The 18,906-nt window shown below is 74.7% G+C and carries 12 protein-coding genes; 7 read left to right on the top strand and 5 right to left on the bottom strand.

Annotation, left to right across the window (positions count from 1 at the left end):
• Positions 1-94 precede the first annotated feature (94 nt).
• Entirely contained in the window at positions 95-2,362 is a 2,268-nt protein-coding gene (gene recD2 / locus FH715_RS06230) for an SF1B family DNA helicase RecD2 (RefSeq protein WP_139641535.1), read from the bottom strand.
• A 528-nt stretch (positions 2,363-2,890) separates the two neighbouring features.
• On the opposite strand from recD2, the gene FH715_RS06225 reads away from it, so the two are divergent.
• Together FH715_RS06225 and FH715_RS06220 are read left to right on the top strand one after the other, a co-directional pair.
• Positions 2,891-4,885, top strand: a complete 1,995-nt coding sequence (locus FH715_RS06225; RefSeq protein ID WP_246108588.1) for a PEP/pyruvate-binding domain-containing protein — start codon at positions 2,891-2,893, stop codon at positions 4,883-4,885.
• Complete coding sequence (locus FH715_RS06220) at positions 4,882-5,805, top strand: tropomyosin (RefSeq protein WP_139641531.1); 924 nt, start codon at positions 4,882-4,884, stop codon at positions 5,803-5,805. The genes FH715_RS06225 and FH715_RS06220 overlap by 4 nt, the downstream gene beginning before the upstream one ends.
• A gap of 61 nt (positions 5,806-5,866) precedes the next feature.
• On the opposite strand, the gene FH715_RS06215 is transcribed toward FH715_RS06220, so the two are convergent.
• The 3 genes from FH715_RS06215 to FH715_RS06205 all read right to left on the bottom strand — a co-directional run bounded on the left by FH715_RS06215 (position 5,867) and on the right by FH715_RS06205 (position 8,540).
• On the bottom strand, positions 5,867-6,325 hold the full coding sequence (locus tag FH715_RS06215; RefSeq protein WP_139641529.1) for a nuclear transport factor 2 family protein: 459 nt from the start codon (positions 6,323-6,325) through the stop codon (positions 5,867-5,869).
• A 72-nt stretch (positions 6,326-6,397) separates the two neighbouring features.
• Entirely contained in the window at positions 6,398-7,303 is a 906-nt protein-coding gene (locus FH715_RS06210; protein ID WP_139641527.1) for a hypothetical protein, read from the bottom strand.
• A gap of 184 nt (positions 7,304-7,487) precedes the next feature.
• Positions 7,488-8,540 (bottom strand): LacI family DNA-binding transcriptional regulator, encoded by a 1,053-nt coding sequence (locus FH715_RS06205; protein ID WP_139641525.1) that lies wholly within the window; start codon positions 8,538-8,540, stop codon positions 7,488-7,490.
• An 88-nt stretch (positions 8,541-8,628) separates the two neighbouring features.
• Here FH715_RS06205 and FH715_RS06200 point away from each other — a divergent pair, with 88 nt between their 5' ends.
• The 5 genes from FH715_RS06200 to FH715_RS06180 all read left to right on the top strand — a co-directional run bounded on the left by FH715_RS06200 (position 8,629) and on the right by FH715_RS06180 (position 14,650).
• Positions 8,629-9,804: a Gfo/Idh/MocA family protein gene (locus FH715_RS06200; RefSeq protein ID WP_139641523.1), complete on the top strand. Its 1,176-nt coding sequence runs from the start codon at positions 8,629-8,631 to the stop codon at positions 9,802-9,804.
• A gap of 74 nt (positions 9,805-9,878) precedes the next feature.
• Positions 9,879-11,033 (top strand): dihydrodipicolinate synthase family protein, encoded by a 1,155-nt coding sequence (locus FH715_RS06195; RefSeq protein WP_139641520.1) that lies wholly within the window; start codon positions 9,879-9,881, stop codon positions 11,031-11,033.
• A gap of 56 nt (positions 11,034-11,089) precedes the next feature.
• The gene (locus FH715_RS06190; RefSeq protein WP_139641756.1) at positions 11,090-11,887 is read left to right on the top strand and encodes a sugar phosphate isomerase/epimerase family protein; all 798 of its coding nucleotides are present in this window, start codon (positions 11,090-11,092) and stop codon (positions 11,885-11,887) included.
• Between the two features lie 157 nt (positions 11,888-12,044).
• Complete coding sequence (locus FH715_RS06185) at positions 12,045-14,108, top strand: SpoIIE family protein phosphatase (RefSeq protein WP_246108587.1); 2,064 nt, start codon at positions 12,045-12,047, stop codon at positions 14,106-14,108.
• Between the two features lie 47 nt (positions 14,109-14,155).
• Entirely contained in the window at positions 14,156-14,650 is a 495-nt protein-coding gene (locus tag FH715_RS06180) for an NUDIX hydrolase (protein WP_246108586.1), read from the top strand.
• Positions 14,651-14,748: 98 nt separating this feature from the next.
• Here the strand turns inward: FH715_RS06180 and FH715_RS06175 are convergent, their stop codons facing one another.
• Positions 14,749-18,468: an ABC transporter ATP-binding protein gene (locus tag FH715_RS06175; RefSeq protein ID WP_246108585.1), complete on the bottom strand. Its 3,720-nt coding sequence runs from the start codon at positions 18,466-18,468 to the stop codon at positions 14,749-14,751.
• Positions 18,469-18,906 lie beyond the last annotated feature (438 nt).

Raw genomic sequence — 18,906 nt, 5'->3', positions numbered from 1 at the left:
TCACCTCTACTGTCCCCCATCTGGCGCCAGGATGTGCACTCGGGGTCGGCCATCGGGCCGTTTTCTGGCACGCCGTGCCGCGCGATTCGGGACCTTAGGTGTGTATCGCACCGGCCAGGCGCGCGTCCAGAGCCGTGCACCGACGTCCTGCCGAGACGCTCCGCACAGCCTGGGCCAACGCGCGCCGCGAACCGACCAGCACGACCAGACGCTTGGCGCGCGTCACCGCCGTGTACAGCAGGTTTCGCTGGAGCATCATCCAGGCGCTGGTCGTCACGGGGATGACCACGCACGGATACTCGCTGCCCTGCGAGCGGTGGATGGTGACCGCGTAGGCGTGCGACAGCTCGTCCAACTCGGCGAAGTCGTAGGGGACCTCCTCGTCCTCGTCCGTGCGCACGGTCAGCCGCTGCTCGTCCACGTCCAGCCCCGTGACCACGCCGACCGTGCCGTTGAAGACGCCGTTGGCGCCCTTGTCGTAGTTGTTCCTGATCTGGGTGACCTTGTCGCCGACGCGGAACACCCGGCCGCCGAAGCGCTTCTCCGGCAGCCCGGGGCGGGCGGGGGTGACCGACTCCTGGAGCAGCCCGTTGAGCGCGCCGGCCCCGGCCGGGCCCCGGTGCATCGGGGTCAGCACCTGGACGTCGCGGCGCGGGTCGAGCCCGAAGCGGGCGGGCACCCGGCGGGCCGCCACGTCCACCGCCAGCCGGCCGGCCTGCTCGGTGTCCTCCTCGGCGAAGAGGAAGAAGTCCGCGAGCCCCGAGGTGACCGGCGGCAGGCCCTCGTTGATCCGGTGCGCGTTGGTGACCACGCCGGACTGCTGGGCCTGCCGGAAGATCCGCGTCAGCCGCACCGCCGGCACGGGCCCGCCGGGGGCCAGCAGGTCGCGCAGCACCTCGCCCGCGCCCACCGACGGCAGCTGGTCTACGTCGCCGACCAGCAGCAGATGGGCACCGGGGGCCACGGCCTTGACCAGCTTGTTGGCCAGCAGCAGGTCCAGCATCGACGCCTCGTCCACCACCACCAGGTCGGCGTCCAGCGGCCGGTCCCTGTCGTAGGCCGCGTCCCCGCCCGGCTTCAGCTCCAGCAGCCGGTGAACCGTGGACGCCTCGGCGCCGGTCAGCTCGGCCAGCCGCTTGGCCGCCCGACCGGTGGGCGCGGCCAGCACCACCTTGGCCCCCTTGGCCCTGGCCAGCTCCACCACGGAACGCACGGTGAACGACTTCCCGCAGCCGGGGCCGCCGGTCAGCACCGCGACCCGCTCCGTCAACGCCAGCCGCACCGCCTCCTCCTGCTCCGGCGCCAGCTCGGCGCCCGTCCGCCCCGCCAGCCAGCCCAGCGCACGCTTCCAGTCCACCGAGGCGAACGCGGCCAGCCGGTCCTCCTCGGCCCGCAGCAGCCGCCGCACCTGGCCGGCCAGCGACAGCTCGGCGCGGTGGAACGGCGGCAGATAGACCGCCGTGACCCGGGCATCGCCGTCCCGCTCGCCCTCCGGGTCGGGCACCGCCTCCCGCACCGCGCCCTCCGGGTCCTCGGTCAGCTCGCCCAGGCACTCGATCACGAGGCCGGTGTCCACGCCCAGCAGCTTCACCGCGTCGGCGATCAGCCGCTCCTCGGGGAGATAGCAGTGCCCCTGGTCGCTGGCCTGCGAAAGGGCGTAACGCAGACCGGCCTTGACCCGCTCGGGGCTGTCCTCGGGGATGCCGACGGCACGGGCGATCCGGTCCGCGGTCAGAAAGCCGATGCCCCACACGTCCGAGGCCAGCCGGTACGGCTCGTCGCGCACCACGGAGATGGAGGCGTCCCCGTACTTCTTGTAGATCCGCACGGCGATCGAGGTGGAGACCTCCACGCTCTGGAGGAAGACCATCACCTCCTTGATCGCCTTCTGCTCCTCCCAGGCGGAGGCGATCAGCGCCGTGCGCTTCGGCCCGAGGCCCGGGACGGCGATCAGCGCCTTCGCGTCCGCCTCGATCACCTCCAGCGTCCCGACGCCGAAGTGGTCGACGATGCGCTCGGCCGTCTTGGGGCCGATGCCCTTGATCAGGCCGGAGCCCAGATAGCGCCGGATGCCCTGGACCGTGGCCGGCAGCACGGTCGTGTAGTTCTCCACGTGGAACTGGCGGCCGTACTGCGGGTGCGAGCCCCAACGCCCGGTCATCCGCAGGGACTCGCCGACCTGGGCGCCGAGCAGCGAGCCCACCACCGTCAGCAGCTCACCGCCGCCTCTGCCCGTGTCCACCCGGGCGACGGTGTAGCCGTTCTCCTCGTTGGCGTAGGTGATGCGCTCCAGCACACCCTCCAGCACGGCACCGGCCGCGCCCGCCCCACCCGCGCCGCGCGGGCCCGCAATTGGCGACATGTGCCGACCGTAACGCCCCCCACCGACAGCGGGTACGCGGCCCAGGGGGCCGGTCCGCCCCGGACCGACCCCCTCGACTCCCCTCCTGCCCCCCTCGGTGGCCGAGAGCGCTCCCGGTCACCGCTGCGAGAGACTCCGTTCCCCCGCGCCTGGTTGCCTCACGCCGTCGTTCCCGCCGCGCGCGCCTCCGTCGACCGCCGGCCGGCCGCCGTGCCCTCCTCGCCGCCCGGGGTGCCGCACCACCCGGGCGGCGACGGGGCGAGGGAGCGTGCGGGCGCGCGTGAGGGGCGTGGACACCGGGATCGCCACGGCGCGCGTGCGCCCCCGCGCGCCGTGTTGGTCGGGCCCTCGCGTGGATACTCTCCGCCCTCCCCAACTGGTCCCGCTCCCGGTCAGGTGGACGAGGGAACTCCGCGTCCTTCTCCCCGGGCGACGGGCCGTGAGCGGTTACGGAGGCGGAGGATGAGCGATACGGAGTCCGTGCGAAGAGACGACGCCGCGGGGGCCGTTGGGCCCCGGGCACTGGGGGTGGCATGGGAGCTGGGTGATCCGCGCGCGACCCGCGCCGAGGTGGTGGGCGGCAAGGCAGCGGCGCTGGCCAGGGCGCGGGGGGTGGGGCTGCCGGCGCTGCCGGGGTTCGTGGTGCTGCCCGCGGCCAGTGGGCAGCGCGGAGAGGACCCGCTGACGCTCTGGCGGCGGCTGAGCGACGACGGGCGCCACCCCCTGGTGGTGCGGTCCTCGTCGGCCGCCGAGGACACGGCGGACTCGGCGATGGCCGGGCGTTTCCTCTCGGTGTTGAACGTGCGCGACCTGGAGGGCTTCCGGTCGGCGCTGCGCGCGGTGCGCGACTCCGCCGCGGCGGGCGGCGGGACGAGGGCGCCGATGGCCGTGCTGGTCCAGCCCATGGTGGAGTGCCGGATGGGCGGGGTGCTCTTCGGCGCCGACCCGGTGACGGGGGCCCGCGACCGGCTGCTGGTCAGCACGGTGGACGGCGGCCCCGACCAGCTGGTCAGCGGCGCCGTGCAGGGCGAGGAGGCGCGGCTCAGCCCGCGCGGGCGCCTGCTGGAGGGCCCGGGCCCGCTGGATCGGGAACAGGCGCGCGCGCTGGCCGCGTTGGCGCGCCGGGCCGGGCGGGTCTTCGGCGGCCCGCAGGACATCGAGTTCGGGTTCGCCGCCGAGGACGGGCGGCTGCACCTCTTCCAGTCGCGGCCGATCACCGCCACCGGCAGCGGGCCGGCGCGCGGCGCCAGGCTGCTCGGGCCGGGGCCGGTCGCGGAGACGCTGCCGGATCCGTTGAGCCCGCTGGAGGAGGACCTGTGGGTGACGCCGCTCTCCCAGGGGCTGGCCACCGCGCTGGACCTCGCGGGCGCGGCGTCGCGGCGCCGGCTGCGCCGGGAGCCGGTGGTGCGCACGGTCCAGGGGCGCGCGGTGGCCGACCTCGCGCTGCTGGGGCTGACGCCGCCGGGGAACCGGCTGCTGACCTGGCTCAACCCGCTCCCGCCCGCCCGCCGGCTCGTCGCCGCCTGGGGCATCGGCCGGCTGCGCGGGGCGCTGCCGGGGTTGGCCGTCGCGCTCCAGGCCGACGTCGACCGGGAGTTGACCGAGGCGCCGGCGCCCGCCGAGCTGACGCCCGCCGACCTGGTGGGCGCGTTGCGCTGGTCGCGCGCCACCCTGCTGGCGCTGCACGCCCAGGAGGCGCTGGCCGGGGCGCTGTCGGAGGGGGACGAGGGCGCGGGCGGCGGGGCGGCGGCGGCGCTGGCCGCGCTGCTGCACGGCCGCGCGGAGGGGTTGACCGACGCCGAGCTGGCCGCCGCCAGGCCCGAGGTGCTGGCGCTGGTGCCGCCCAGCCTGACGCGACGCCTGCGGCTGCCCGCGACGCCGGCGCCGGGCTCAGGCGCGGCGCCCGGCGCGCTGTCGGCGCGCGAGGGGCTGCGGATGCGGGTGCGCTGGGTGCAGGAGTACCAGACGCGGCTGGTGCGCGAGGTCGCCTCGCGCAGCGTGGCGGTGGACCGGCTGTCGCTGTTGCGCTGGGCGGAGTTGCTCGACGTGGTGCGCGGCCAGCCGCTGCCGGCCGACCTGGCGTGGCGCCGCGCCCGCCCGAGCGGGCCGCCGCTGCCGGACACGTTCCGGCTGGCCGAGGACGGGACGGTGGTCCCCGAGGCCGCCGGCCGGGGCACCGGGGGCGCGGCCAGGGGCGCCTCGGCGGGGCGGGCGAGCGGGGTCGCCTGGGACGGCTCGGGCGAGCCGCCGGCGGACGCGGTGCTGGTGGTCCGCCATCTGGACCCGGGCCTGGCCTCCACGCTGCCCTCCGTGGTGGGGGTGGTCGCCCAGACCGGCAGCCCGCTCTCCCATCTGGCCGTGCTGGCGCGGGAGTTGCGGCTGCCGATGGTGACCGGGGCGGCCGAGGCGGTGGGGCGTTTCCCCCCGGGGACGCCGCTGCTGCTCGACGGCGGGACAGGGGAGATCACGGCGGACGAGGCCGCGGACGCGGCCGGAGCGAGCGGAACGGAGGTGCGGAGATGAGATCGGCGAGAACGGCGGCCTACCTGTTCGGCGGGGTGGCCGCCCTGGGGGCGGCGGCGTACCTGGTGGTCTACCTCTACCGCTGGCAGTGGCAACGCACGCTGCTGTGCGGGGTGTTGCTGCTGGTCATCGAGGTGTTGCTGCTGGGTTTCGCGATGCTGGACCGGCTGGGCCGGCTGGAGCGCCGGGCCCGCGAGACCGACCGGCGTTACGACGAGATCCTGGCCCTGCTGAGGGCAGGCGAGCGCGAACGGGCGGCCGGGAGGGGGTCGCCCGAGCGCGCCGAGTCCCGCTTCTCGTGGCTGGAGGAGGAACGCACCCACGTCTTCGTCCCGGTGCTGATGGCGGCGGGCGCCGCGCTCTCCGGGCTGGCGTGGGTGGTGGAACGCCTGGCCCGCGCCACCACCCGGCCGTTGGGTCGCCGCCGGCTCGCGGGCCGGCTGGTCCCGCTCTCCGCGCCGACCGGCGGGGCGCACGGCGGTGTCGCGCCCGAGCTGGCCGCGCATCCGCCGATCGGCCCGCCGCGCTGGCGCGCGCCGACGGCCGCGGGGGTCGCGCTGGCGCTCTGCGTGGGGCTGTACGCGGTGCTCGCCGAGCTGACCGAGACCCGGCCACCGGAGCGCGGCACGGAGACGGCGACCTCGGTGCTCTTCACGGTCACCGCGAAGAACATCCCCGACAACCGGGCCGACCTCGCGGCCCACCAGACGTGGGAACGCTGCCGCGACGCCACCTCGATACCCCTCTCCCATGCGGGGATGGCCGCCCTGGACACCCGGCTCTACGCGGCGACCGTCCACCCCTCCCTCAGCGACCACGACCGCCACCGGCTGATCGGCTGCCTCCAGGACGCCGGGCTGGACCGCGTCCAGCTGACCGTTCTCGGCACGGGGGCGATATCGCCGGACGCCGAGGAGTGAGAGGGAGGACTGACATGGCGGAGGCCGGCGGGGCCGCGGGGTCCCGCCGGCGTCCGCGACGTCAGGAGACGCGCGGGGTGGCGCCCCCGAACGCCAGGTGCAGCGTCCGGCGCGCCAGCAGCCAGCCGCCGTCCCGTCGTTCGAACGCGTCCTGGTAGTGCCCGACCTGCACCGGCGGCCCGGCGGGCAGCAGCTCGCCCCGGTGGCCGTCGACGCGGAACGTCGTCAGATAGCTGGTCGCCTCCGCCGTGTCGGGCGTGAGGACGTCGACCCGCACGTTGGTCACCAGCCGCCGCGAGAGCCGGTCGGCCGGCCGCCCGCCGAAGTACCGGGCCAGCGCCTCCCGCCCGACGACTAGCCGGTCGCCGTCCGGCCACTCCCACACGCCGTCCGGCGTGAACAGCTCGGCGACGGCGGACGGCTCCCCCAGGTCGAGCCGGTGCACCAACTCGACGACGATCCGTTCACAGGCGCGCTCGGCGAGCATCCGCTCGACGGGGTCGGGGCGTTGAGTCTCCATGCCCCAGATCTACCCGAGGCGGCGGGGCATCCGCGCCCCCGGGGGCGGCACGGCGCTGAGACGCTGAGACGCTCAGGGGATCGTGACGACCCAGGTGGGCGTGTCCGACCCCAGTTCGTCGGTGTAGCGCCACCCCTCGACCACCAGGTCGCGGCCGTGCGCGGCGGTGTCGATGCTGTAGGCCTCCCGGTGCTCCTTGGACTCCCCCGGAGCAAGACGGCCCTCCAGGTACTCCTGGTCCATGAGGTACAGGCTGTCGACCGTGCCGCCGTTGGTGGCCCCCTCCACGACGATCGCGAACTCGTCGAGTTCGAGGGGCTGGTCACCGTCGTTGACGATCGTCATCTCCACCTGGAACGGCGTGTGCCCGTCGGGCACGGAGTCGTACTCGCCCAGGCTGTCCAGGGGCATCTCGGTGACCCCGTCGACGGTCAGGGAGATGCCGTCCCCCCAGTCGTAGCCCTCGCCCGCGGGGAGGTCGGACGGGGCGGTGGCCGCCTCGTCCGCGTCTTCCGCCTCGTCGTCGGAGTCCTCCCCGCAGCTGTCGTCCCGCCAGGCGCCTTCCTCCCAGATCCATCGCGCGCCCTCGCCTTCCTCCCCGTCGTCGCTGTCCAGGGCCTCGATCCCGGTCGTGCCGCGCACGCGCGCGGTGGTGCCGTCGAACTCCAGGACTTCGAGGGTCTCGAAGGAGATCTCGCCGTAGAGCGCGCCGACGAGGCCGACGGCCTCGGCCGCCTCCTCCACCGTCGCCTCCTCGCGGCAGGCGGCGGACCGGGACGCGAACACCGCTTCGGCGTCGCCGTCGTTGATGGCGGCGAGGTTGTCGTCGATGGCCTGCAGGAGGTCGTCCTCCGTTCCGCCTGCCTCGCCCTGGCGCGGGGACCGGTTGTCGTCGGTGCCGTCGTCGCTCCCACAGCCCGTGAGAGTGACGACGGTCGCGGTGGCGGCTGCGATCAGCAGCCTACGGGTGCGGGTCATGTGTCGAGCATGGCGCCGGGGTTGGCCTTCCGGGGCCGATGTGATCATCACGTGATGAGGGATCGTTACGTAATGATCACTGACGCGAACCCGGCGGGCCCGCGCCCCAAAAGGCCACCACGGCGAAGGAACGAAGGGAATCGCACGAGCGACCACCCGCAGCGCGCTCACCCCCACTCCTCGGCTACCCCCCGCGGGGCCCCGCCGAGGAGTTCCGGACCATCAGCTCGCCGTCGCAGGTCACCACGCCCCCTGCGGGCGGCGTCTCGCGGCCGAGGGCCAGGCGGCCGGCCCGGACGCCCGCCTCGTGCAGCGGCAGCCGCACCGTGGTCAGCGCCGGGGTGACGTCCCTCGCGAACGGCAGGTCGTCGAAGCCCGTGACGGAGACGTCCTCCGGGATGCGCACCCCCCGGTCCCGCAGCGCCGCGCAGGCGCCCAGCGCGACCGTGTCGTTGGCCGCCACGATGGCGGTCAACTCCGGCTCGCGGCTGAGCAGCTCCAGCGCGCCCGCGTAACCGGCCGAGCGCCCGTAGTCGCCGCGCACGGTCAGCCTGCCCGCGTCCCCCGCCAGCCCCGCGGCGGCCAGCGCCTCGCGGTGGCCCTCCAGCCGGTGGCGGGTGGTGGTGCGGGCCTGCGGCCCCGCGAGGTAGCCGAGCCTGCGGTGCCCCAGCTTCAGCAGATGCTCGGTGAGCTGGCGCGCGCCCTCGCGGTTGTCGAAGGTCACGGCTGGGAAGTCGCTGCCCTCCAGCGGCGGGCGCCCGCAGAGCACCACCCGCGCCCCCGCGGCCTCCAGCCGCCCGAGGCGGCCGGCGAGCGCCGCCCGGTGCGCCTCGTCCTCCAACGCGCCCCCGGTGAGCACCACGGCGCCGGCGCGCTGGCGCTGGAGGTGTGTGAGAAAGGTCAGCTCGCGCTCCGGGGAGCCGCCGGTGTTGCAGACCACGGCGAGCTTGGGCCCGCCGCGCTCGGCGGTCGGCTCGCCGATCTCGGACTGCACCGCGCCCGCCATGATGCCGAAGAACGGGTCGGCGATGTCGTTGACCAGGACGCCCACCAGGTCGGACGTGGCGGCGGCGAGCGCGCTCGCCGGCCCGTTGACCACGTACTCCAGCTCCTCGACGGCGCGCAGCACACGATTTCTGGTGGCGCCGGCCACCGGGTAGTTGCCGTTCAGCACCCGCGAGACCGTCGCCGCGGACACCCCCGCGCGGACCGCGACGTCCGCCAGCGTTACTGCCATGCCTCTGCTCCCACTTGCCTAGCCCGCTGCGAAGAGGTTAGCTTCTCCCCGAGTAGAAAGCGCTTACCGTCCCGGGAGGGCAGGCAGCATGACGACGCACTCGGCCGCCGAGCGAAAGACCGTCCGGATCGCCATGAACGGGGTCACCGGCCGGATGGGGTACCGCCAGCACCTGGTGCGCTCGATCCTCGCCATCCGCGAGCAGGGCGGGGTCCCGCTCGGCGACGGCACCGTGATCTGGCCGGAACCCGTGCTCGTGGGCCGACGCCCGCACGCGCTGCGGGAGTTGGCCACCCGCCACGGCCTCGACCCGGAGGCGGTCAGCACCGACCTGGACGCGGTGCTCGCCGACCCCACCATCGACGTCTACTTCGACGCCCAGGTGACCCTCGCCAGGGAGGAGGCGATCGGCAAGGCGATCGCCGCCGGCAAGCACATCTACACCGAGAAGCCCACCGCCACCGGCCTCGACGGCGCGCTCGCCCTGGCCCGGCAGGCCAGGGACGCCGGGATCAAGCACGGCGTGGTCCAGGACAAGCTCTTCCTCCCCGGGCTGCTCAAGCTGAAGCGGCTGGTCGAGGGCGGCTTCTTCGGCGAGATCCTGTCGGTGCGCGGCGAGTTCGGCTACTGGGTCTTCGAGGGCGACTGGCAGGAGGCGCAGCGCCCCTCCTGGAACTACCGCGCCCAGGACGGCGGCGGAATCGTCGTGGACATGTTCCCGCACTGGGAGTACGTGCTGCACGAGCTGTTCGGCCGGGTCGAGACCGTGCAGGCCCTGGCCACCACGCACATCCCGCGCCGCTGGGACGAGGCCGGCGAGGCCTACGACGCGACCGCCGACGACTCCGCCTACGGGATCTTCCAGCTCGCCGGCGGGACCGTCGCGCAGATCAACTCCTCCTGGTCGGTCCGGGTCAACCGCGAGGAACTGGTGGAGTTCCAGGTCGACGGCACCGAGGGTTCCGCCGTCGCCGGGCTGCGCGGCTGCCGGGCGCAGCACCGTTCGGCCACGCCGAAGCCCGTGTGGAACCCGGACATCCCGGCCACCGAGCGGTTCCGCGAGCAGTGGCAGGAGGTGCCGGACAACGGCGAGTTCGACAACGGCTTCAAGGCCCAGTGGGAGCTGTTCCTGCGCCACCTGGTGGCCGACGAGCCCTACAGCTGGGACCTGCTGGCCGGCGCGCGGGGCGTGCAGCTGGCCGAGCTGGGGCTGCGCTCCTCGGCCGAGGGCCGGCGCCTGGACGTGCCCGAGCTGCACCTCTGACCCCGCCCCCGCCCGCCGCCGCCGACAGGCGCACCGCCACCGCCCGCACCGCTTCGTAAGGGAGAACGTTGACCGTGATCCGACTGCCCGACGCCACCGGCGCGTTGCGCGACCACACGCCGCGCGCCGAGCCGGCCACGTTCGCGCCGGGGCGCCCGCCGCTCGCCTCGCGCGTCGTCTACTCGGCCGCCCACGTGGTCGCCGACCCCTTCGCCGACACCACGCCCGACGGGCCGGCGGTGGTGGACTGGGAGACCACGCTCGCCTTCCGCCACCACCTGTGGTCGCACGGCCTGGGCGTCGCCGAGGCCATGGACACCGCGCAGCGCGGGATGGGCCTGGACTGGGCCGGCGCCGCCGAGCTGATCCGGCGCTCCGGCGCCGAGGCGCGGGCCGTCGGCGGGCTGATCGCCTGCGGCGTGGGCACCGACCAGCTGACCGGCCCGGCCACGCTCGCCGAGGTGCGGGCGGCCTACGAGGAGCAGCTGGCCGTCGTCGAGGAGACCGGGGCCCGGCCGATCCTGATGGCCTCCCGCGCGCTGGCCGCCTCGGCCGGCGGGCCCGAGGACTACCTGGAGATCTACGGAACGCTGCTCCGGCAGTCGGCGAGCCCGGTGATCCTCCACTGGCTGGGCCCGATGTTCGACCCGGCGCTGGCGGGCTACTGGGGCTCGGACGACCTGGACCGGGCCACCGACACGTTCCTGGCGATCATCGAGGCCAACGCCGAGAAGGTCGACGGGGTCAAGGTCTCGCTGCTGGACGCGGGGCGCGAGGTCGCGCTGCGCCGGCGCCTGCCGGCCGGCGTGCGCTGCTACACGGGCGACGACTTCCACTACCCCGAGCTGATCGCCGGCGACGAACAGGGCTACAGCGACGCCCTGTTGGGCATCTTCGACCCGCTGGGCCCGCTGGCGGCCGAGGCGGTGCGGGCGTTGGACGCCGACGATCCGGACGGGTTCAGGAAACTGCTCGACCCGACCGTGCCGCTCTCCCGCCACCTCTTCCAGACGCCGACCCGGTACTACAAGACCGGCGTGGTCTTCCTCGCCTGGCTGGCCGGCCACCAGGAGCACTTCACGATGGTCGGCGGCCTCCAGTCGGCCCGTTCGCTGCCCCATCTGGCCCGCGCCTACGAGCTGGCCGACGGGCTCGGCCTCTTCCCCGACCCGGAGCGCGCCCGCGCCCGGATGGCGAGTCTGCTCGCCGTGCAGGGGGTGGACGCGTGACCGCGGCGGAGAACGGGAACGGCGCCGCCGATCTGGCGGGCTTCTCCATCAACCAGATGACCGTGCGCCAGCTGTCCCTGCCCGAGCTGGCCAAGGGCCTGGTGGAGCTGGGCGTGCCGGGCGTCGGCCTGTGGCGCGAGCCGGTCGCCGCCCACGGGCTCGCGGCCACCGCGCGGCTGGTGCGGGACGCCGGCCTTCGGGTGACCACGCTCTGCCGGGGCGGGTTCTTCACCGCCGAGGAGCCGGCCGAGCGCGCCGCCGCGCTGGACGACAACAGGGCGGCCCTCGACGAGGCGGCCGAGCTGGGCACCGACACGCTGGTGCTGGTCTCCGGCGGCCTGCCGCCCGGCAGCCGCGATCTCTTCGGCGCCAGGGAGCGCATCGCCGACGCGCTGGCCGAGCTGTTGCCGCACGCCGCCGAGCGCGGCGTGCGGCTGGCGATCGAGCCGCTGCACCCGATGTACGCGGCCGACCGCTGCGTGGTCTCGTCCCTCGACCAGGCGCTCGCGCTGGCCGGCCGCTTCCCCGCCGAGCGGGTCGGCGTCGTGGTCGACACCTACCACCTGTGGTGGGACGACCGGGTGGCCGACGGCATCGCCAGGGCGGGGGCCGAGGGGCGGATCCACAGCTTCCAGCTGGCCGACTGGACCACCCCGCTGCCCGAGGGCGTGCTCAACGGGCGCGGCCAGATCGGCGACGGCGCCGTGGACTTCCGCTGGTTCGACCGGGAGGTCAGGGCGGCGGGCTACACCGGCCCCGTCGAGGTGGAGCTGTTCAACGAGGGGCTGTGGGCACGCGACGGCCTTGAGGTGCTGGCGGAGACGGTCGCCCGCTACCGGGCGCACGCCCTGTGAGACCGGCCCGGTGACGCGCCGCCGCACGACCGCGTCACCGGGCCCTACCCCCGGCCGGACCGCAGCCGTCGCCGGGTCGACCGAGCGCGGCTACGGTGGAGCGCAGGGCACGGAACGTCACGGGCCCTTGGGATGACCGGGCCGGGAGGTGCGCTGCGTGGCTTCCCTCCGACGCGGTGGGCAGAGCGGCCTCTTCGTTCTGCTGCTGCTGGCCACGTTCCTGATCGCGTTCTACACGCACTGGGCGGCGCGCCCCGACGCCACCGTGCGCTACGCGAGCCTCGCGCTGCTTCCGCCGCTGGTGGCGAGCGCCCTGTTGCCGCTGGTCCCGACGATGCTGGTGGGCGGCACCTCGATCGTGGTGGTCTTCGTCAACTACGGCTTCCTGCTGCCGGATCTCCGCCCCGGCAGCCGGCCGGTCATCTTCGTCTCCATCGTGCTGGGCGTCCTGCTGAGCGTGCTGAGCTGCTGGGTGCGGGCCAACCGGGAGGCGAAGCTGCGGCGGGTGATGATCGCCCGCGACCGGCTGACGTTGCTGAGCGTGGCCACCACCCGGATCGGCAACACGCTGGAGGTCGACACCACCGCGCGTGAGCTGGCGGAGGCGGCGGTGCCCAGGTTCGCCGATCTGGCCACCGTCGACCTGGCCGACCCGGTGCTGCGCGGCGACGAACCGGGCCGCGACTGGCCGGAGGGGCGACCGCCGTACGCGCTGCGCCGAGTGGCCCAGAAGTCGGTGCTTGAGGGCGCGCCGGAGGCCGTGCTCGAACCGGGCGACACCGCCCACAGCCCGCCGGGTTCCGTCCCGGCGGAGGCGCTGCGTCGCGGGGAGCCGCGCCGTTCCAACACCATCGAGGGGGCCGAGGACCTGGCCGGCTGGCTGGGCGTCCCGCCCGAACGGGCCGAGGAGAGCTGGCAGCGCTACGGCTTCCACTCCGGTCTGGCCGTTCCGCTGCACGCCCGGGGCATGACCCTGGGCGTCGCCGTCTTCCTGCGCCACCGCGACCAGGCGCCGTTCGACGCGGACGACCTGCTGCTGGCGCAGGAGATCGCGGCCAGGGCCGCCGTCTGCGTGGACAACGCGCGCAGCTTCACCCGGGAGCACCGCACCTCGCTGACGCTCCAGCGCAGCCTGCTGCCGCGCCGGCTCCCGAAGCTTGCCGCCGTCGACGTGACCACCCGCTATCTGCCGGCGGACTCGGCGATGGGGGTCGGCGGCGACTGGTTCGACGTGATCCCGCTCTCCGGGGCGCGGGTCGCGCTGGTCGTGGGGGACGTCGTCGGGCACGGCGTGTACGCGTCGGCGACGATGGGCCGGCTGCGTTCCACGGTGCGCACGCTCGCCGACATCGACCTGCCGCCGGACGAGTTGCTCACCCATCTGGACGACGTCGTGATCCGGCTTCGCTTCGAGACCGAGCCGGCCGAGAGCGACGCCGAGAACCCGTCCGGCGAGTTCGGCGCCACCTGCCTGTACGCGGTCTACGACCCGGTCACCCGCCACTGCACCATGGCGCGCGCCGGCCATCCGGCGCCGGCGCTGGTGCGGCCCACCGGCGAGGCGGAGTTCGTCGACCTGCCGGCAGGGCCGCCGCTCGGCCTCGGCGGGCTGCCGTTCGAGTCGACGGAGCTGGACCTGCCGGAGGAGAGCCTGCTGGTGCTCTTCACCAACGGCCTCGTCGAGTCCCGGAGCCGGCGCGACCCCGACCGGGGCTACGACGACCTGCGCCAGGTGCTCTCCCAGCCCGCCGACTCGCTGGAGCAGCTCTCCGAGCGCGTGCTGAAGAAGGTGCTGGCCGAGCAGCCGACGGACGACGTGGCGCTGCTGCTGGCCCGCACCCACCGGCTGGACGCCTCGCACGTCGCGACGTGGGAGATCCCCGACGACCCGACGGCCGTGGCCAACGCGCGCGAGCTGGCGACCAGCCAGCTCACCGGCTGGGGCATGGCCGACGCCGCGTTCACCGCCGAGCTGGTCGTCAGCGAGCTGGTGACCAACGCGATCCGGCACGCCGACGGCCCCATCCAGCTGCGGCTGATCCGTGAACGCGGGCTGATCTGCGAGGTCTCGGACTCCACCAGCACCTCGCCGCATCTGCGCCGGGCGCGCGCCTTCGACGAGAGCGGGCGCGGACTGTTCATCGTCGCGCGCCTCACCGAGCGCTGGGGCACCAGGCACCGGCCGGGCGGCAAGACGATCTGGGCCGAACTGACGCCCTGAGAACCCGCGTTCCGGCGGCTGTCATACCCCTCCCCTACGCTGGGCGGGTGAACGAGAACACGGCGCGGTCGCTGGTCAGTGGACCGTTGGGGATGCGGCTGCTGGCGTTCGACGAGGAGCCGGAGGAGACCGTCTTCGCGACGGCCCCGGTCGGGTATGTGCTGGTCGCGGTGTGGCACGGCGAACGGCTGCTGCTGGTGCTGGTCAGGGGCCGCGGGTGCTGGGAGCTGCCGGGCGGCGGCATCGAGCCGGGCGAGAGCCCGCGCGAGGCGGCGGTCAGGGAGCTGTGGGAGGAGACCGGGCACCGGGTGCCGGCGGAGCGGCTGCGTTTCGTGGGCTTCGCCCACACGCTGCTGACCGGCAAGGGCGAGTTGCGCGGGGCGCTCTTCACGACGACGGTCGAGGCGCCGACGGTCCGCCCGCCGGACGACGAGATCGCGGCCCTCCACTGGTGGCTGCCCACGGAGCCGCCGCCCCCCGGCGGCCAGCTCCAGACGGTGGACACCCACCTGGCAGCCCGGACGGCCCGGCCGTCCGGCTGAAACCCCGGCGACGCGCTGATCGCGCCCCCTCCTCCGCCGGCGGGCGCCACCCGCGACGCGCTGCGGGCGACAGCCGGCCTAACCCACCCCATGGGCGGTCAACGCGTCGAGCCGACCGGCTCCGACGCATACGCTCGCCACAGCTCCGCGTACCGGCCGTCCGCCGCCAGGAGCTCCGCGTGGTGGCCGTCCTCCACGATCCGGCCGTGGTCCAGGACGACCACCCGGTCGGCGCGGGCCGCCGTCGTCAGCCGGTGGGCGACGACCAGCGTGGTGCGGCGGCCGGCCAGCCGCTCGGTGGCCTCGTTGACCAGCGCCTCCGTCGCCAGGTCCAGCGCCGCCGTGGCCTCGTCGAGCAGCAGGATGTCCGGGTCGACCAGCTCGGCCCGCGCCAGCGCGATCAACTGCCGTTGCCCGGCCGAGAGGTTGCGCCCCCGCTCGGTCACCCGGTGGCGGTAGCCGTCGGGCAGCGCCGCGATCATCGGGTGGGCGCCGACCGCCCTGGCCGCCGCCTCGACCTCGGCGTCGGTGGCGTCCGGCCGGCCGTAGGCGATCGCGTCGCGAACCGTGCCGGGGAAGAGATACGGCTCCTGCGGCACCACGCCGAGCCGGTGCCGGTAGCCGTCCAGGTCGAGTTCGCGGAGGTCGACGCCGCCGAGCCGGACCGCGCCCGACGTCGGGTCGTAGTAGCGGGCCACCAGCTTCACCAGCGTCGTCTTGCCCGCGCCGGTGGCGCCGACGAAGGCGACGGTCTGCCCGGCCCCGATGGTCAGGTCCACGTCGGCCAGCGCCTCCTCGTCGGCGCCGGCGTAGGTGAAGCCGACGCGTTCGAAGGTGAGTTCCTCGGCCGCCGAGGTGACCGGCAGCGGGTTCGCGGCCCGGGGCGTGGTGGGCCGCTCGGCGAGGAGTTCGCGGACCCGGCCGAGGGAGACGACCGCCTGCTGGTAGCCGTCGAAGACCTGGGAGAGCTGCTGCACCGGGGCGAAGAACAGCTCGATGTAGAGCAGGTAGGCGACCAGCGCGCCCGCCGTCAGGGTGCCGTCGCCGACCCGGCCGGCCCCCACGACCAGCACGCCGGCCGTGGCCACCGAGGCCAGCAGCTGGACGAACGGGAAGTAGACCGAGATCAGCAGCTGCCCACGCACCCGCGCCCGCCGGTAGCCGTCGGAACGTTCCGCGTACCGCGCGCGCCCGGACTCCTCGCGTCCGAACGCCTGCACCACGCGCAGCCCGGCCACGGACTCCTGGAGGCCGGCGTTGACGCCGGCGATCCGTTCCCTGGCCAGCTCGTAGGCGCGGGTGCTCTGCCGGCGGAAGAAGACGGTCCCCACCACCAGCGGCACCAGGGTCGCCAGCACCACGAGCGCCAGCTGCGCGTCGAGGGCCACCAGGACGACCAGGATGCCGAGGAACGTCAGCACCGCGACCAGCGCCTGCACCAGCCCGGTCTGGAGGAAAGTGGTCAACGCGTCCACGTCGGTGGTCATCCGGGTCATCACCCGGCCGGCCAACTCCCTTTCGTAGAAGTCGAGTCCGAGCCGCTGGAGATGGGCGAAGATCTTCACCCGCAGGGTGTAGAGCGCCCGTTCGCCCACGCGCCCCACGGCGCGTGTCGCGGCGAACTGCGCCACCCACTGCACCGACACCACCAGCAGCGCCAGCAGCGACGCGGCCCAGACGGCGCCCAGCGCCGCCTCCCGCACGCCCTCGTCGATGCCGTGCCGGATCAGGACCGGCAGCAGCAGCGACGCCAGCGCGTCCACGACCACCAGCAGCAGCGCCCCGGCCAGCGGGACCCCGAGCCCGGCGAGCAGTCGGCGCAGCCCGAAGCCGTCCTCGGTGGCTGCCGCGCGTTCCTCGTCGACCGCCGGGCGGTCGACGGCCGGCGGCAGCGCCGCCAGCCGCTCCCGCAGCTCGGGGGTGAGCGGGGAGCCGGCGCCCTCGGCCGCCGCCGCGTCCAGCTCCGCCAGCTCGCCGGTCGGCTCGGCCGGCGCGGGCGGCCACGCCGCCTCGGTCACCGTGCCGGGCACGTGCGCCTCGTGGCGCTCCGCTCCCGTGCGTCCCGCCGGGTCGGGCGTGGGGCCGCCGAGCCCGTCGGGCTCGGCCAGCAGCTGCCGGTAGAGCGCGCAGCGGCCGGAGAGCTGCTCGTGGGTGCCGATGTCGACCAGCCGTCCGCCGTCCAGGACCGCGATCCGGTCGGCCAGCCGCAGCGTCGAGGCGCGGTGCGCGATCAGCAGCGTGGTGCGGCCGGCCATCACCGAGCGCAGCGCCTCGTGGATCTCGTGCTCGACCCGCGCGTCGACGGCCGAGGTCGCGTCGTCCAGGATCAGCAGCCTGGGGTCGGTGAGGATCGCCCTGGCCAGCGCGAGCCGCTGGCGCTGGCCGCCGGAGAGGGTCATGCCCTGCTCGCCGATGACCGTGTCGTAGCCGTCGGGCAGTTCGTCGATGAACGCGTCGGCCCGCGCCGCCGCTGCCGCCGCCCTGACCTGCTCCTCGGTGGCGTCGGGGTGGCCGTAGGCCAGGTTGTTCCTGATGGTGTCGGAGAAGAGGAAGCTGTCCTCCGGCACCAGGCCGATCGCGGACCGCAGCGAGGCGGTGGTCAGTCCCCGCACGTCCTCGCCGCCGACGCGCACGGTGCCGCTGTCCGGGTCGTAGAAGCGCGGCAGCAGCTGCGAGACGGTGGACTTCCCGCTGCCGGAGGGGCCGACGACCGCCAGCGTCTCGCCCTCGCCGACGCGGAACGACAGGTCGCGCAGCACCGGCTCCTCCGGGCGGTAGCCGAAGCTCACCCGGTCGAACTCGACGGTGGCGGGCGCAGCCGCCGGCAGCGCGGTGGCGTCGGGCGCCTCGCGCAGGGTGGGCTCGGTGTCGATCAGCTCCAGCACGCGTTCCACGCCGGCCCTCGCCTGCTGGCCGACGGTGAGGATCACGGTCAGCATCCGCACGGGGCCGACCAGCTGGGCCAGATAGGTGGAGAACGCGACGAAGGTGCCCAGCGTGATCTCGCCCCGGGTCGCCATCCAGCCGCCCAGCGCCAGCATCCCGACCTGCCCCAGCGAGGGCACCGCCTGAAGCGCGGGGGTGTAGCGGGCGGCGAGTCGCACGCCGCGCATCCGGGCGGCGAAGAGCCGGTGGCCGACCCGGCGCAGCCGGGACATCTCCTGCTGCTCCTGCCCGAAGCCCTTGACCACCCGCACCCCGCCGACCGCGCCGTCGACGACGCCCGCGACGGCGGCGGCCTGCGCCTGGGCGTACCAGGTGGCGGGGAAGAGCCGGACGCGGCTGCGCAGCGCGATCGCCCACAGCGCGGGCGCGACGGCCAGCGCCACCAGGGTCAGCAGCGGCGAGAGGGTCAGCATCACGACCAGGGAGACGGCGAAGAGCATCACGTTGCCGACGGTCATCGGCATCATGAAGAGCAGGCCCTGGATCAGCTGGAGGTCGCTGGTGGCGCGGCCGACGACCTGCCCGGTGCTCAGCCCGTCCTGCCGCCGGCCGTCGAGCCGGGTGAGGCTGTCGAACATGCCGGTGCGCAGGTCGTGTTGGACGTCGATGCCCAGCCGGCCGCCGTAGTAGCGGCGCACGAACGTCAGCGCGTAGACCACGACGGCCGAGCCCAGCAGCAGGCCGATCCACAGCCCGAGGCCGCCCTTCTCGCCGATCACCACGTCGTCGATGATCACCTTGATGATCAGCGGCATCAGGGCCATCACGGCCATGCCGGCCAGCGAGGAGCCGACCGAGAGCAGCAGATTGCGCCGGTAGCGCCAGCAGTAGCCGCCCAACCGCCGTATCCAGCCGGCCTCTCGCTCACCCACCGTGGCGCCTCCCGTACCCAAGTCCGTCGTCCCCTCCCGGCCGGCCACCTTGGCCCGCCGCCGTCCCGCTAACGTCGCCGACCGGCCATTTCATCCCACCGCAACATTTCGAACGTGCCACCGTTCCGCGCCCGGCGCACGACAGCGCCCGGACGGCGAAAAGGGTTTGCGGCGGGTGGGAGGGGACCTTAGGGTCGCGCCCCATGGGAGCCTTCACGCTCATCAACGGATGCCGCGCCGACGCGCGGACGTCCGTTGCGAGCTTCGCCGACCGACGTCCTCGCATCCGGCGCACGGCCCTGGCCTGACAGGTCTCGCCCGGCGCCCGAGCCTCGCTCGCGCTCCCCCACGCGTTCCCCTCCGTTCGCCCAGGGCCCTCCGAGTCCCCACCGACCCGGACAGGCCGCCGGCTTCCCCCGTCACGCGCGGATTCCCCGC

The sequence above is a fragment of the Streptomyces sedi genome (assembly GCF_006335015.1).
Taxonomy (GTDB): Bacteria; Actinomycetota; Actinomycetes; order Streptomycetales; family Streptomycetaceae; genus Streptomyces; species Streptomyces sedi.
This window is presented reverse-complemented; position numbering and strand designations above follow the sequence as displayed.